The organism is Pandoraea sp. B-6 (assembly GCF_000282835.1).
Taxonomy (GTDB): Bacteria; Pseudomonadota; Gammaproteobacteria; order Burkholderiales; family Burkholderiaceae; genus Pandoraea; species Pandoraea cepalis.
On sequence record NZ_AKXS01000291.1, the window covers coordinates 1 to 13,086 of the forward strand.

Here is a 13,086-nt window from a genome sequence, read left to right on the forward strand (position 1 = left end):
GTCGCCGCATGGCAGCCACCCACGCCGCTGCTGGGGGCGACGGTGCTGCGCGACGCGGTGCCGGGCAGTGCCGACGAGCAGGTGGCGCTGCCGCCGATGGCCGAGGGGCAGGACATCGTGGCCGATTACGCAAGCACGGGGCTGACGCTGCGGCGTCACCCGCTGCTGCTGTTGCGCGAGACGCTCACCCGGATGCGGGTGCGAACGGCGAGGGATTTGCAGACCGAGGGCGTGCACGGGCGCCGGGTGCGCACGGCAGGCATTGTGACGGGACGGCAGCGCCCGGGCACGGCCAATGGCACGGTCTTCGTCTCGCTGGAAGACGAAACGGGCGTCATCAACGTGATTGTCTGGCCCGATCTGGTCGAATCGCAGCGCACGGCGTTGCTGGCGTCGTCCTTATTGGGGGTGGAAGGGGTATGGCAACGCGAGGAGCGCGTGACCCATCTGGTGGCGCATCGTCTGGTCGATCTCTCGTCGATGCTCGGCGAACTCACGATCTCGAGTCGGAACTTTCACTAAGGGGACTTCGATAGGATGGGGTGTCTCCGGCCCCCCGCCATGCGCAAGCTTCAGCAATTGCATGCCGCCGCGACACTCGCTTTCTCGCGCGCACTGCCGGGTAACCGGCTCGAGGCGCTGAGAGGAAATCGCCTGGGGCAGTACAGCATTCGTATCAACGATCAGTGGCGCTTGTGTTTTCGCTTCGACGCGGGCAACGCCTCGGACGTCGAGATCGTGGATTACCACTGATCGGATGGGCGGGCGCGTTCCGATAATTCTGCGGATTCTGCTAAAGGTCGACGGAGGCCGAAGATGACCCGACAAGTACCCCTGGCGACGCCGGGCGAGATTCTCGCGCAGGACTGGCTGGGCCCGATGGGGCTTTCTCAATATGCGCTGGCGAGGGCCATTGACGTGCCGCCTCGCCGCATCAACGAAATTGTCCTGGGCAAGCGTGCGATTACCGTCGATACGGCGCTGCGCCTGGGGGCGTTCTTCGGCGTGGATGCACAGAGCTGGCTCAATCTGCAAAATCAGTACGATGCCGAGATCGCACGCGCCAACATGGCCGATGTGCTGCGCGACATCAAGCGACGTGCCCGGGATCTTCTCGCTACGGCGTGATGCTCCCCCCAACGACACGTCAGCCGTTGCCGTCGCGCGTCGACGGATGTCATGCCATTGCTCAATGCGCGGCGTCGGCCTGCTTGCCGGCCGCTTGCGCGAGGGCGCTCGCTTCGGCTTCGCTGCGCAGGCCGTTGAAGTGCGCGTTGAGCAGCACCGCGCTGATCGACGCGAGCAGAATGCCGCTGTGGAAGAACGGGGCGAGTGCATGCGGCAGTTTCATGAAGAACTTGTCCGATGCCACCGGAATCATCCCCACGCCAATACTGATCGCGATGATGTACAGGTTGTAACGATTCTTCGACAGGTCCACCGTCGAGAGAATCTTCACCCCCGTGGCCGTCACCATGCCGAACATCACGATGCCCGCGCCCCCCAGCACGAACTGCGGCACCGACGCCACCACGTGTGCCACCTTCGGAAACAAGCCCAGCGCGATCAGGATCAGGCCCCCCATGGCGCACACCCAGCGGCTCTTCACCCCGGTCACGCCGACCAACCCCACGTTCTGCGAAAACGAGGTGTAGGGGAACGTGTTGAAGATGCCACCAATCATCGTGCCCAGCCCATCGACGCGCAAGCCGCGCACCAGCGTCTTCCTGTCGACCGGACGGCCGACAATGTCGCCCACCGCCAGGAACATGCCGGTCGATTCGATGAACGTCACGAGCATGACCAGCGTCATCGTCGCAATGGCAACCGGATCGAAGCGTGGCACGCCGAAATGGAACGGCATGACGAAGCCGAACCACGGCGCGTCGGATACGCCCGCAAACGACACTTTGCCCAGCGCCATCGCCACGATCGTGCCGAACAGAATGCCCAGCAGCACCGCAATGTTGGCGAAGAAGCCGCGCACGTACTTGGTGATGAACAGAATGCACAGGAGCACGGCGAACGACACGCCCAGATAGAGCGGATTGCCGTAATCGGGATTGCCGAAGCCGCCCGCCGCCCAGTTGATGCCCACGCCCATGAGGGAGATGCCGATCACCGTGATGACGGTCCCGGTCACCACCGGTGGGAACAGCCGCAGCAGCTTGCCGATGAGCGGTGCCATCAGAATGCCGATCAGGCCCGAGGCAATGGTCGCGCCATAGATATCGAGCAACCCGAGATCGGGATTCGTGCCGATGGCGATCATCGGCGTGACGGCGGTAAACGTCACCCCCATCATGATCGGCAGACGCAAGCCGAAGATCCACAGGCCGAGTGTCTGGATCAAGGTGGCGATCCCGCAGGCGAACAGATCGGCGTTGATCAGAAACGCGACCTGATCGACCGACATGTGGAGCGCACCGCCGACGATCAACGGTACCGCCACCGCCCCCGCATACATCACCAGTACGTGTTGCAGTCCCAGCGTGAACAACTTGGGGAGCGGCAGGCGCTCGTCGACCGGATGCACCGGTGCAGCAGCAGATTGCGTCATGTCTTCTCCTGGTCCGACGGTACGAATCGATTTACATGGTGGAACCGAGCGTAAATTTTTTACCGAGGCGCAGCGAGTGCCGTCAAAAATGCAGAGCGGATGGTGTGGGGTGCGTCGTGCTCGCCCCCCGGCGGGGCGTCATGGAGAAAAATTGAGGCATCGTGACAGGGTACGCCGGTTGGCGCCGCAGCGGGCGACTTCCCGGAAAGCCTTACGACATATGGCTCAGACGTTGCGGGGGCGTGACAGGCGGGAGGGGGCGCGAAGCGTTCGGACGCGTGCGAATCGTACCGAGCTGTGCGGCGGCCGTTGGCCGCGCGCCGAGGATCATATCGAATCCGCAATACTAAAGATTGCAACTGACGCATGAATCTCGGCGACAGTGCGATACCGGGATATCGCCCCGCCACAACGCCGTAAGGCGGCGCGGCTCAGCGTGTGCCGGTTGTGCCGGAGGCCTTGCGGGCGAGCATATCGCCGGCATTGGCGGTAATGCCCGCGCCACCGCTTTGCTGTGCCACGCTATCGAGCTTGCTGGAGATCTCGTTGCCCATGTGCTGCAGGAATTCCAGCTCCTTCGCGCCGATGCCTCCCGCGCACAGCGTGCCGCCCCAGTCGCCGTAAAGCAGTGCCACGGTCTGGTTACGTTGGCGAACTGGCAGCAGGAAGAACGACTTCACGTTCGAGAAATGCTCACGGTGCCACATCGGAATACGCGGCACGATACGCGGCTCGCGAGCGTTGTCGATCAGAATCGCGCGGCCGTTGGTCAGTGCCAGATGGAAGACGTCCGGTTCGAAGGCTTCGGGGAACGACAGGCCCAGCGCGGGCTGCACGTCGCGGCCGATGCCGAAGCGCAGCTCGAACGACTTGCCCGCCGGCACGCGCACGAAGGCCGCGCAGTTGGCGAAACCCAGCGACTGCATGATCGCTTCGAGCGTCAGGTTGAGCAGACCGACCGCGTCGGTCTCGCCCGTGGCGGCCCGCACTTCCGAGAGACCGTCTGCCAGACGTCGCGCCGAGTCCAGCGGCTTGCCCGCCGGCGGCTGGCGCGTGCTCGACGCCTTGGTGCTGATCGCAATGAATTCCTGGTGGCTCGTGTCGCGCACCATTTCTTCGCCCACGGACACCACGTCTCGCACGTCCAGCGCGAGACGGTCGGCATAGCGCTCCGCCAATTCGGCCAGACGCTCCGGGTCGGCCCCGCGCGTGAGTTCCGTCACCATCTCGTTGGACATGTTCGCCACCGCACACAGCCAATCGCTATGCGAGAGCGGGGCGTCGCCCTCCAGATCGATCGGACGCATGCTCGTCGCGATCGACTCCGGCAAGCCCCACTTGCGGGCCGCCGCTTCGGCCAACTCCGGGAACGAGATGGCGAGCACCTGTTCGCAGGCGTCGCTGTCGCTGATGCCTTGCGCTGCGGCGAGGGTCTGGATTTCCCCCCATTCGGCCGGGAAGCAATAGGTCACGAGCAGTCGTGCGACATGGTGCAGCAAGGTGCAGACTACGGCTTCCTCGCCGTCGCGAATGCCATTCTTGGCGGTGATGTCACGGGCGAACGCCCCGGCGAGCGTGGCGCGCGCAAGTTCGCGGGCCATGTCGTCGCGCTGTGCGGCGACTTCACCGAAACCCTCGAGCAGTTTCAGGCTCAGGGCGAGGTGGCCGATCGTGTCGACACCGAGAATCATGATGGCGCGCGAGACCGTCGTCACGTTGCAGCCGAACGGCGCATACATGGCGGAGTTGGCCAGGCGGATCACTTTCTGGGTGAGGGCGAAGTCGGATAGCACCGACGCCGCCAGGTCGGCCGTGCTCGTGCTCTCGCTTTGCATGGCGCTCACGATGCCGCTGACGGAGCGCTGCAGCGACGGAAATTCGCCGCGCTCAGCCAGGCGCTGCCACAACAATTCGAGCGTTTTTTCTTTGGTCAGGCTCATGGTAGCGGGGTTATCCGGTCAGTGGCCGGCATCCACATTGAGACGCCCGCTCGCAAAGGCCGCCTCCAGTTCTCCCGCGGGCAGGGCCTTCGACACCAGCCAGCCCTGGATGGAATGGCAGCCGCGCTCGATCAGCATCTGCCGTTGTTCTTCTGTCTCGACCCCTTCGGCGACCGCCGACAGCCCCAGCTCACGCGCCAGTCCCAGGACTGCCGTCACAATCGTACGGTCATTCGATGACGTGGGCATGTCTTTCACGAAGCTGCGGTCGATCTTGAGCGCGGAGAGCGGGAAACGCTTGAGGTATCCCAGGCTCGAGTAGCCCGCGCCGAAATCGTCGACGGAGAAGCGCACGCCCAGCGTTTGCAACTCGCGCAGCACCAGATTGGCCTGTTCCGGGTCGCGCATCAGGACGCTCTCGGTAATTTCGAGCACCAACCGGTGCCCTTCCACGCCCGAATCGGCAATCGCTTGCCAGACCAGGCTCGGGAACGACGGATGGTGAAATTGCTGTGCCGAGACGTTGACCGACATGTACAGCCCGTCGAGCCGGGTGCGATCCCAGCGCGCGAGCTGCATGCAGGCGGCGCGTAACGCCCAGCCGCCCAGCAGGTTGATCAGGCCATTGGCCTCGGCCAGCGGAATGAATTCGTTCGGTGACACCGGGCCGAGCGCGGGATGCCAGCGCATGAGCGCCTCGACACCCTTCACGTTCAGCGAGATCGGATCGCAGATCGGCTGGTAGTGCAGGCTGAATTCGCCATTGTGAATCGCCTCGAACATTGCCGATTCGAGCGAGAACGCCTTGCGGTGCAAGTCGCCCAGATCGTCCGTATAGACGAACAGACCGTTACGGCCGCGATCCTTCGCGCAGTACATGGCGGCGTCGGCGTGCTTGATCAGCAGGCCGGCCGAGTCGCCATGGCGCGGATAAAACGACACGCCGATGCTCGTGGTGAGGTGCAGCAACTTGTCGCCAATCTGGAACGGTTGCTGCACCGCCGAGAGCAGGCGCTTCATGATGCCGCCAAGCGCCTGTTCGTCGTCGCAGCCGGGCAGCACGAGCACAAACTCGTCGCCGCCCATGCGCGCGGCCATGTCCGTCTCGCGGATCTGCGCGATCAGGCGTTGGCCGGCGTCGCACAGGAGCTGATCGCCCACGTCGTGGCCGAGTGAGTCATTGACCTTCTTGAAGCCGTCCAGGTCGAGCAGGGCGACGGCAAAGTTCGGCCCGCCTTCACGCGCGTGCTGGATGGCTTCGGTAATGCATTGATGAATGTACTGACGATTCCCCAGCCCGGTCACCGCATCGCGCACCGCCAGATCGGACAGGCGTGCTTCGTTTTCCTTGAACGCGGTGATGTCCTCGCCGTGCACGACGAACGTTGCGCTCGTTCCGGCGATACGGGGCGTGTACTGGGCAATGCGCAGACGCATCCAGACCCGGTCCGTCAGACCGCGCAGCAGGCGCACGGTGCACTGCTGGGGACCGAGCATCTGGGCGGCGGAGAAGGCATCCTGCAGCGTCGGCACATCTTCGATACCGGTCAGCTCGAAGAGCGTGGCGTGATCGGTGTACTCGCGCGAATATTCCAGCAGGCGCAGGGAGGCTTCGGCAATGAAAAGGAAACGGCCGTCGGCAGCAACGTGCGCCGAGAGGCCGCCGGTCAGCTCGACCAGCGCCCGGGACAATGCCGGGGCCGGCACCGCGGCGTGAGCCTCGGCGATTGCCGATGCCAAGGTCGAAGGTTCGACCAAAGGGACGCCGGCGGGGAGTCGATCTGAACTCATTGTTGTTGTCTGTGCATGCATCACGTCGAGCGCGCTGCGACCCATGTGCTTCCCCGTTCAGGCAAACGCGCTCATGGCCGAACCTTGGTCCGGCAGGTGTCCGATGGATTGTGGGCCATTATAGCCAAAGACGCCAGCGAATTTGGTAGCGGGAATCCCCGATTCATGCCACTTTCCACACGTTTTCTCGCGTAGGTTTTTTTCTGACAAGGCGATCGGGGATTATTCCTGCGCGGCGGCTGGCCTGCCGCCGGTATTTCCTTGGAATTGCCCGTCAGATGGCACTTCCGCACATCGGGACATTCACTGGCGCGATTTTCCCGTGGGCGTCTCGTGCGCGAGCGACCAGGCGATGCAGGCGCGCGCGAGGGCGGCCGAGGCGTCCAGGCCGAAGCGGCCCAGCGGTGTTTCACAGGTGGCCAGCGCCACCGGGATTTCCGTACAGCCGAGAATGACGCGTTGCGCGCCGGCTGCCAGCAGGGTCTCCAACGCCATGGCCAGGGCCTCGCCGCCGCGACGATTCTCCCCGGCCTTGGTCAGCCGGATGCCTTCGTTCACGAGCGCCTGGTGCGCAAGCGGTTCGGCAACCTGAACGAAACGATAGCCCAGCGCTTCGAGCCGTGGCCGGTAGACGTTGGCGTGGTGGGTGCCTTCGGTGGCCATCAGGCCGATGAGCGCGCCCGGCGCGACGCATTGGGCCAGCTCGCCCGCGACGGCTTCGACCACATCGAGCACCGGCAGCCGGGTTCGATGACGCAGTGCGTCAAGCCAGGCATGGGCCGTGTTGCAGGCAATGGCAATGCAGCCAACGCCGGACTGCTCCAGCGCGTGAACGCCGTCGAGCATACCGTCCAGCGGTGAAGCACCGTCGCGCAATAGCGCCTCGGTGCGGTCGGGGATCTGGGGAACCGAGTAGAGAATGAACGGGATGTGATCCTGATCGCGGTGGGCCGGATGTTGATCGACGATCTTGCGGCAGAGGTCGATGCCGGCGGCGGGGCCCATGCCGCCGAGGATGCCGAGCGTGGCGTGCGAGTTCATGGTGATGACCATCATTCAACGGGAACGGCAAACATCGGGATCGCGCGCGAGGGCAGGGGCCGTGGCCCCGCCCCGCACGGCGTCCGACAGGATCAGTCGTAAGCCTTGGTGATCGGATCCTTGAACATGGCACGCATTTCCGCCGTCATCGGATAGTGCATATTCTGGTTCTTCGGCGGCACCGGTTCCATGAACCACTTGTTGTACAGCTTCTCCATCTCGCCGGACTTCTCCATCTTGGCGATGACCGTGTCGACGACCTTCGTGAACGCCGGATCATCGTGGCGCAGCATGCACGCATAGTTTTCGAACTGGAGGTTCGGACCGACGACTTCGTAGCCCTTGGCTTCGTCGGCCGACAGGGCGGCGCGCTGGCCGTAGAGCAACGGCTCGTCCATCACGAAGGCCACCGAGCGGCCTTGCTTGACGGTCAGGAAGCCGTCCGAGTGATCCTTCGTCTGAATCAGGTTGAAGCCGACCTCACCCTTCTTGCCCGAGAGAATCCGATCGGCGGTCGTGCCGGCGGTCGTCGCGATCGTCTTGCCCTTGAGGCTGTTCAGATCGGTGATGCCCGAGCCCGACTTGGCGATCATCTTGATCGAGTACAGGAAGATGTTGTGCGAGAAGCCTACTTGCTTCTCGCGCTCGAACGTGTGCGTGGTCGAGCCGCATTCCAGGTCGATCGTGCCGTTCTGCACCAGCGCGATACGGTTCTGCGACGTGATCGGCGTTTCCGTGACCTTCAGGTTCGGCAGGTTCAGGTCTTTCTTGACGGCGTCGACGATCTTGAGCGCAATTTCCTGCGAGTAGCCGATCGTCTTGCCGGCGTTGTCCGTGTACGAGAATGGAATCGACGACTCCCGCACCCCAAGCGCGATCACGCCGGTGTCCTTGATCTTCTTGAGCGTGCCGGTCAGTTCCTGCGCGCTCGCGGTGTGCGCGAACAGGGCGGCGGCGGCGCTGACGAGCAGCAGGGGAGCAAACAGCTTCTTCATGGTCTCTGTCCTATCGGAAGTGAATGGCACGGTGGTCCGCGCCGTTGGTATGTCAACTGCCAAAAACACTGGTACAACCCGACACGTCCTTCCGCTGTTCCCCACGGAAACGACGCCCCGCAATACCCCATAACGCCCCGTGTCATGACGGCGATCGACCCGGGAGGCCGGCTATGTTCGATCAACGCGATTCACGCGGCCAGCCGGGCAAACCCTGCCAGATCGACCGCGGGACGCTTGCCGCCGATGGCATCGGCAATCACGCGCGCCGCGCCCATCGACAACGTGAAGCCCAATCCGCCATGGCCAACGTTCAGCCACAAATTATCCAACGTATCCGCGCGCTGGAGGATCGGGCGGCCGTGCGGCGTGGCCGGTCGCATACCGGTCCATTCCAGCGGGGGCCGCTCGCCGGCCAATGCGGGAAACAACGCCGCCGAGAGCGTGCGCAGCGCCTGGATGCGCCGGGCCGCGATGCGATAGTCGTACCCCACGAGGTCGGCCATGCCCGCCACTCGCAGATGCTCGCCGAGGCTGGCGTAGACGACCTTGTTGTCGGCGTCCGTCACCGATACCTGCGGGCGCGCGTCGACCGGGGCGTGGCGATACGTCAGGCTGTAGCCCTTGAGCGGGTATAGCGACACCGACTCACCGACCTTGTGCAGCAACGGCATCGCCGCCAGGCCATTGGCGACGACACAGGCATCGACGGCCACGTCGCCCATGCGGGTGCGAATCGACCGCACCGTGCCGCCATGCACATCGAAGCCGGTCACTTCGCGTTCATACAGCAACTTGCCGTCGGCGTGCGCACCGACGATCCGCGCCAGTTCCATGCATAACGACTGGCAGTCCCCGGTGCCTTCGCCCGGCGTGTGAATGCCGCCGGCCAGCTCACCGGCGATCGTCGCCAGGGCGGGCTCCAGCATGGCGCATGTCGCGGCGTCGACCCGTCGCTGTGTGTAGCCAAGTCCGTTGGCCAGTTCGAGCGAGCGTTCGGCGGCGGCGAGCTTGTCCGCATCGCGGTACACCACGAGCTTGCCGCTCAGTCGGTAATCGAACGACACCGATTCCCGCGCCAGAAATTCCTGCATTACCGCGCGGCTGTGCAGGCCGAGCGAGAGCAAACGCAATGTGGAACTGGCGTTCGCCTGCGCATTGCAATGCTTGACGAATGCGATCGACCAGCGCCAGAAGTCCGGATCAAACGACGGCTTGATGCGTAGCGGCCCGGTGCGAGCGAACAGCAGCGAGGGCAACTGCGAAAGTACGCCGGGGGCGGCCAGTGGCGACACGTACCCGTAGCTCAGTTGGCCACCGTTGGCGAAACTTGTCGCCAGACCCGGACCGCGTCCGGCCTCGATGACCGTGACCACATGGCCTGCGCGCAGCAGTTCATACGCGCTGGCGAGGCCCACGATGCCTGCCCCGATGACTCCAATATGCATAGCGATGAATGACAACCAAAAACGTCAGGGAATGCAAGGCGGGAAAATATTCGGCGTGGAGAGCGAGGCCTCGCGGCCGCGTTTTCCCCCTACCTTTGCTACGCAGTGTAGGGCGAGAAAATTCGGTAACCTATGCGGATTTGAGGCAGCATATGTCTTTTGGCTATAGGGTCGGCACCACCGCCGAACCGCTTTTCGCGACACGGGGACAACGTCAGGCATGAAATTGCGGCATATCGAGACGTTTCGCGCAGTGGTACTGACGGGCTCGGCCAGCGGCGCCGCGCAATTGCTCAACGTGTCGCAACCCGTCGTCTCGCGCGTCTTGCAACATGCCGAACAGCAACTCGGCTTCAAGCTGTTCGACCGCGTCAAGGGCCGACTCGTGCCGACGGCCGAAGCGCGTCGCCTCTATCCCGATGTCGAACGCATCTTCAGTGATCTGGAACGCCTGCGTACCACGTCGCGCAATCTACGCCAGCATGGCGTGGGTCATCTGCGCATTGCCGCGACACCGAGTCTTGCGCAGAGCCTGTTGCCTGCCGCCATCGAGCGCATGCGGCGCGCGCATCCAGACGTGGTCTTCGAACTCATTACGCACCACACGACCGAGATGATCACGGCGATCCTCACCTCGTCGGTCGACGTGGGCATCGTGTCGGCCCCGCCGATGGCGGCCGGCATTGTGAGCCGTCCGGTGGCGCAGGGGCATATTGTGCTGGCGGTGCCCGCGGCGTGGCCGAAGCTCTCGCGACGGGGGCCGGCCAGTGCCGATGCGCTCGCCGGGCGCGATCTCATCAAGCTGCACGATGACACGCCGCTCGGTGCCCTGATCAACGAGCGTCTGGAGCAGACCGAATTGCTGCAGGACGCCGAAGTGATGGTGCAGACCTATTCGCTCGCGGCGGCGCTCGTCGAGCACGGTCTGGGCTACGCGCTGCTCGATCAATTCACGGCGGCCAGTGCCCATGAGCAGGCGCAGCGCCTGTATCGCGTGGCTCCGGCCATCGAATTTCCGGTGGAGATGTTGCGGCCGTCGCATGAACCCGAGTCGGTGCTTGCCGACACCCTGCGGCGGCATCTGGCGGACGTGGCCAGCGAACTCAGCACGCGAGCCGAGGCGTTGTGCGAAGGGCGCGAGATCGTTCTGGCGCCGGGAACGGACATCGACGAGCCGTAAGCGTGCCGGCAGGACTCACCGGCAGCCGGGCTCGCTCTTCACTTCGAAATAGGTAAACGGTTGCGGCTGGAGCTTACCGGCCAGCGACGGATAGTTCGCCTGCACGAAGCGCCGCGCGCCCGCCATGTCGAACTCGGTGCGCAGCCAGAGCTTGCCGTCGTGGCTATCGAGCATCAGGGTGCCCGCGTAGATCACATCGCCCCGCTGGACCTGCACCGTTGGCACCTTGCGGCCCTTGCAATAGCGAAAGCGATAACTCTTGTCGGCCGGCGTGAATTCCATCGGACCGAAGCGCTCGTTGCGCATGAGCGGCGAGACGCGCATCGCCACGAAGCCACGCGTCGGCGGATTGCTGTTGAGTGTGCGCGTGACCTTGCCGCCGACGATGCCATTCACTGTCTGTGAGAAGTCGGAGTAATTCCACGGCCCCCAGGTGCTTTGCAGTGGCGTGTCGAGGCCAACGATGACGATCGCGTACTCGTCGAGCGTGTCTTCGGTGAGGACAGGGTTGGGCGGCACGCCCTGGGTGCTGCAGGCCGTCAGCCAGCCTGCGGCAAGCGCGGCGAGCGCCGAGCATCGCGCACGGCGCGCGACGGGAGAGAACCACAGGGTACGCAGTGACCTCATTGCAGCCTCCTTGCCGCGCGCGGCGCGCAGGGGACGATCCGAAAACGGCGTCGGACGCCGGCGTCTGACCCGCCCTTAATCCTGCAGGAATCTTACCTTGACCTTGCGGCCTTTGACGCGGCCGTCGGACAACTTGCGCAACGCCACCGGGGCGATGTCGCGCTCCACCGCAATATACGTGAAGTTATCCAGAACGTTGATTTTTCCGATCTGGCTGGCGGCAAAGCCGGCTTCGCCGGTGAGGGCGCCGAGCACGTCGCCTGGGCGGATTTTGTCTTTCTTGCCGCCCAGCATCTGGAGCGTGACCATTGGCGGCAGCAGGTGCCCGCCGCCCGACGGCGTGAGTTCCTCGAGCTTGTGCCACGGCACTTCGTGGCCCAGCGCCGCTTCGAGGTTACCCACGCGGCCCATCTCGTTCATGCTTGCCAGGCTGAAGGCCCAGCCCGCTTCGTCGGCGCGGCCCGTGCGGCCGATGCGGTGCACATACACCTCGGGGTCGGGCGTCACATCGACGTTGATCACGGCTTCGAGTTGCGTGATGTCCAGCCCGCGAGCGGCCACGTCGGTGGCGACCAGCACCGAGCAACTGCGGTTCGCGAACTGGATCAGCACGAGGTCGCGCTCGCGCTGCTCCAGCTCGCCGTGCAGCGTCAGGGCGTGAAAACCTTCGGCGCGCAGCACGTCGGTCAGATCGCGGCATTGCGCTCGCGTATTACAGAACGCGATGGTGCTGACCGGCCGGAAATGATCGAGCAACTGGCCCACGGCGTGCAGACGTTCCTCTTCGCGCACTTCGTAGAAGCGTTGGCGAATCTTGCTGGCGTCGTGCTTCTCTGTCAGACGAATTTCGCGCGGCGTGCGCAGCAGGCGTTGTGCGAGCTTCGCGATGCCCTCCGGGTACGTGGCGGAGAAGAGCAGCGTCTGGCGCGAGGCGGGCGTTTGACGCGCGACCGTGGCGATGTCGTCGAAAAAGCCCATGTCGAGCATGCGATCGGCTTCGTCGAGCACCAACGTCTTGATCCCGGCGAGCGAGAGCGTGCCGCGCTCAAGGTGATCCATGATGCGGCCCGGCGTGCCGACGACCACGTGCGCGCCGTGGGCGAGGCTTTCCGCCTGCGGACGCAGCGGTGCGCCGCCGCACAGCGTCAGGATCTTGATGTTGTCTTCGGCGCGCGCGATGCGTCGCACTTCCTGCGCCACCTGCTCGGCGAGTTCTCGCGTGGGGCAGAGCACGGCGGCCTGCACCGCGAAATCGCGGGCATCGACGCGCTGGAGCAGGCCGAGCGAGAATGCGGCGGTCTTGCCGCTGCCGGTCTTGGCCTGGGCGATGAGGTCGTGCCCGGCGAGCATATCGGGGAGCGACGCCTGCTGAATGGGCGTCATCGAGACGTAACCCAGCCGTGCGAGGTTCTCCTGCATGGCAGGCGAGAGCGGCAGGCTCGAGAAGGGGGCGCTGTCGGTGCGCGAATCGGTGGCTTTTGAGTTCATGCGCAATTATACCGGG

General features: G+C 64.4%; 11 protein-coding genes and 1 pseudogene. 4 read left to right on the forward strand and 8 right to left on the reverse strand.

Going from position 1 to position 13,086, the window contains the following annotated elements; genetic code table 11:
- The 3 genes and pseudogenes from A985_RS23885 to A985_RS0102190 form a co-directional block, all read left to right on the forward strand.
- On the forward strand, positions 1-522 hold a 522-nt coding region (locus tag A985_RS23885), incomplete at its 5' end, for an OB-fold nucleic acid binding domain-containing protein (RefSeq protein WP_039829739.1).
- Between the two features lie 33 nt (positions 523-555).
- Positions 556-753 (forward strand): annotated as a pseudogene (locus A985_RS0102185) (type II toxin-antitoxin system RelE/ParE family toxin); the annotation flags it as partial.
- 63 nt (positions 754-816) lie between these two features.
- A complete protein-coding gene (locus A985_RS0102190; RefSeq protein ID WP_017231791.1) occupies positions 817-1,128 on the forward strand; it encodes a HigA family addiction module antitoxin in 312 nt (103 codons plus the stop codon).
- A 61-nt stretch (positions 1,129-1,189) separates the two neighbouring features.
- On the opposite strand, the gene A985_RS0102195 is transcribed toward A985_RS0102190, so the two are convergent.
- The 6 genes from A985_RS0102195 to A985_RS0102220 all read right to left on the reverse strand — a co-directional run bounded on the left by A985_RS0102195 (position 1,190) and on the right by A985_RS0102220 (position 9,775).
- Positions 1,190-2,560 (reverse strand): nucleobase:cation symporter-2 family protein, encoded by a 1,371-nt coding sequence (locus A985_RS0102195; protein WP_017231792.1) that lies wholly within the window; start codon positions 2,558-2,560, stop codon positions 1,190-1,192.
- Between the two features lie 431 nt (positions 2,561-2,991).
- The gene (locus tag A985_RS23890) at positions 2,992-4,500 is read right to left on the reverse strand and encodes an HDOD domain-containing protein (protein ID WP_017231793.1); all 1,509 of its coding nucleotides are present in this window, start codon (positions 4,498-4,500) and stop codon (positions 2,992-2,994) included.
- Positions 4,501-4,518: 18 nt separating this feature from the next.
- A complete protein-coding gene (locus A985_RS23895; protein ID WP_198288636.1) occupies positions 4,519-6,240 on the reverse strand; it encodes a bifunctional diguanylate cyclase/phosphodiesterase in 1,722 nt (573 codons plus the stop codon).
- Between the two features lie 354 nt (positions 6,241-6,594).
- Positions 6,595-7,347, reverse strand: a complete 753-nt coding sequence (locus A985_RS0102210; RefSeq protein WP_083902162.1) for an aspartate/glutamate racemase family protein — start codon at positions 7,345-7,347, stop codon at positions 6,595-6,597.
- Positions 7,348-7,424: 77 nt separating this feature from the next.
- Positions 7,425-8,327, reverse strand: a complete 903-nt coding sequence (locus A985_RS0102215) for a transporter substrate-binding domain-containing protein (protein ID WP_017231796.1) — start codon at positions 8,325-8,327, stop codon at positions 7,425-7,427.
- 191 nt (positions 8,328-8,518) lie between these two features.
- Complete coding sequence (locus A985_RS0102220) at positions 8,519-9,775, reverse strand: D-amino acid dehydrogenase (protein WP_017231797.1); 1,257 nt, start codon at positions 9,773-9,775, stop codon at positions 8,519-8,521.
- 220 nt (positions 9,776-9,995) lie between these two features.
- Between A985_RS0102220 and A985_RS0102225 the strand changes: the two genes are divergently transcribed.
- Positions 9,996-10,955, forward strand: a complete 960-nt coding sequence (locus A985_RS0102225) for a LysR family transcriptional regulator (protein ID WP_017231798.1) — start codon at positions 9,996-9,998, stop codon at positions 10,953-10,955.
- Between the two features lie 15 nt (positions 10,956-10,970).
- Here A985_RS0102225 and A985_RS0102230 read toward each other — a convergent pair whose 3' ends face one another.
- Together A985_RS0102230 and dbpA are read right to left on the reverse strand one after the other, a co-directional pair.
- Positions 10,971-11,582 carry a hypothetical protein gene (locus tag A985_RS0102230; RefSeq protein ID WP_017231799.1) on the reverse strand — a complete coding sequence of 204 codons (612 nt, stop codon included), beginning with the start codon at positions 11,580-11,582 and terminating at the stop codon, positions 10,971-10,973.
- Between the two features lie 75 nt (positions 11,583-11,657).
- On the reverse strand, positions 11,658-13,070 hold the full coding sequence (dbpA, locus tag A985_RS0102235; protein WP_026131565.1) for an ATP-dependent RNA helicase DbpA: 1,413 nt from the start codon (positions 13,068-13,070) through the stop codon (positions 11,658-11,660).
- Between the last annotated feature and the right edge of the window lie 16 nt (positions 13,071-13,086).

Coding starts and splice junctions, on each gene's coding strand:
- A985_RS0102230 (WP_017231799.1), bottom strand. CDS start 11,582: ATGAGGTCACTGCGTACCCTGTGGTTCTCTCCCGTCGCGCGCCGTGCG.
- A985_RS0102195 (WP_017231792.1), bottom strand. CDS start 2,560: ATGACGCAATCTGCTGCTGCACCGGTGCATCCGGTCGACGAGCGCCTG.
- A985_RS0102220 (WP_017231797.1), bottom strand. CDS start 9,775: ATGCATATTGGAGTCATCGGGGCAGGCATCGTGGGCCTCGCCAGCGCG.
- A985_RS0102190 (WP_017231791.1), top strand. CDS start 817: ATGACCCGACAAGTACCCCTGGCGACGCCGGGCGAGATTCTCGCGCAG.
- dbpA (WP_026131565.1), bottom strand. CDS start 13,070: ATGAACTCAAAAGCCACCGATTCGCGCACCGACAGCGCCCCCTTCTCG.
- A985_RS0102225 (WP_017231798.1), top strand. CDS start 9,996: ATGAAATTGCGGCATATCGAGACGTTTCGCGCAGTGGTACTGACGGGC.
- A985_RS0102210 (WP_083902162.1), bottom strand. CDS start 7,347: ATGATGGTCATCACCATGAACTCGCACGCCACGCTCGGCATCCTCGGC.
- A985_RS0102215 (WP_017231796.1), bottom strand. CDS start 8,327: ATGAAGAAGCTGTTTGCTCCCCTGCTGCTCGTCAGCGCCGCCGCCGCC.
- A985_RS23890 (WP_017231793.1), bottom strand. CDS start 4,500: ATGAGCCTGACCAAAGAAAAAACGCTCGAATTGTTGTGGCAGCGCCTG.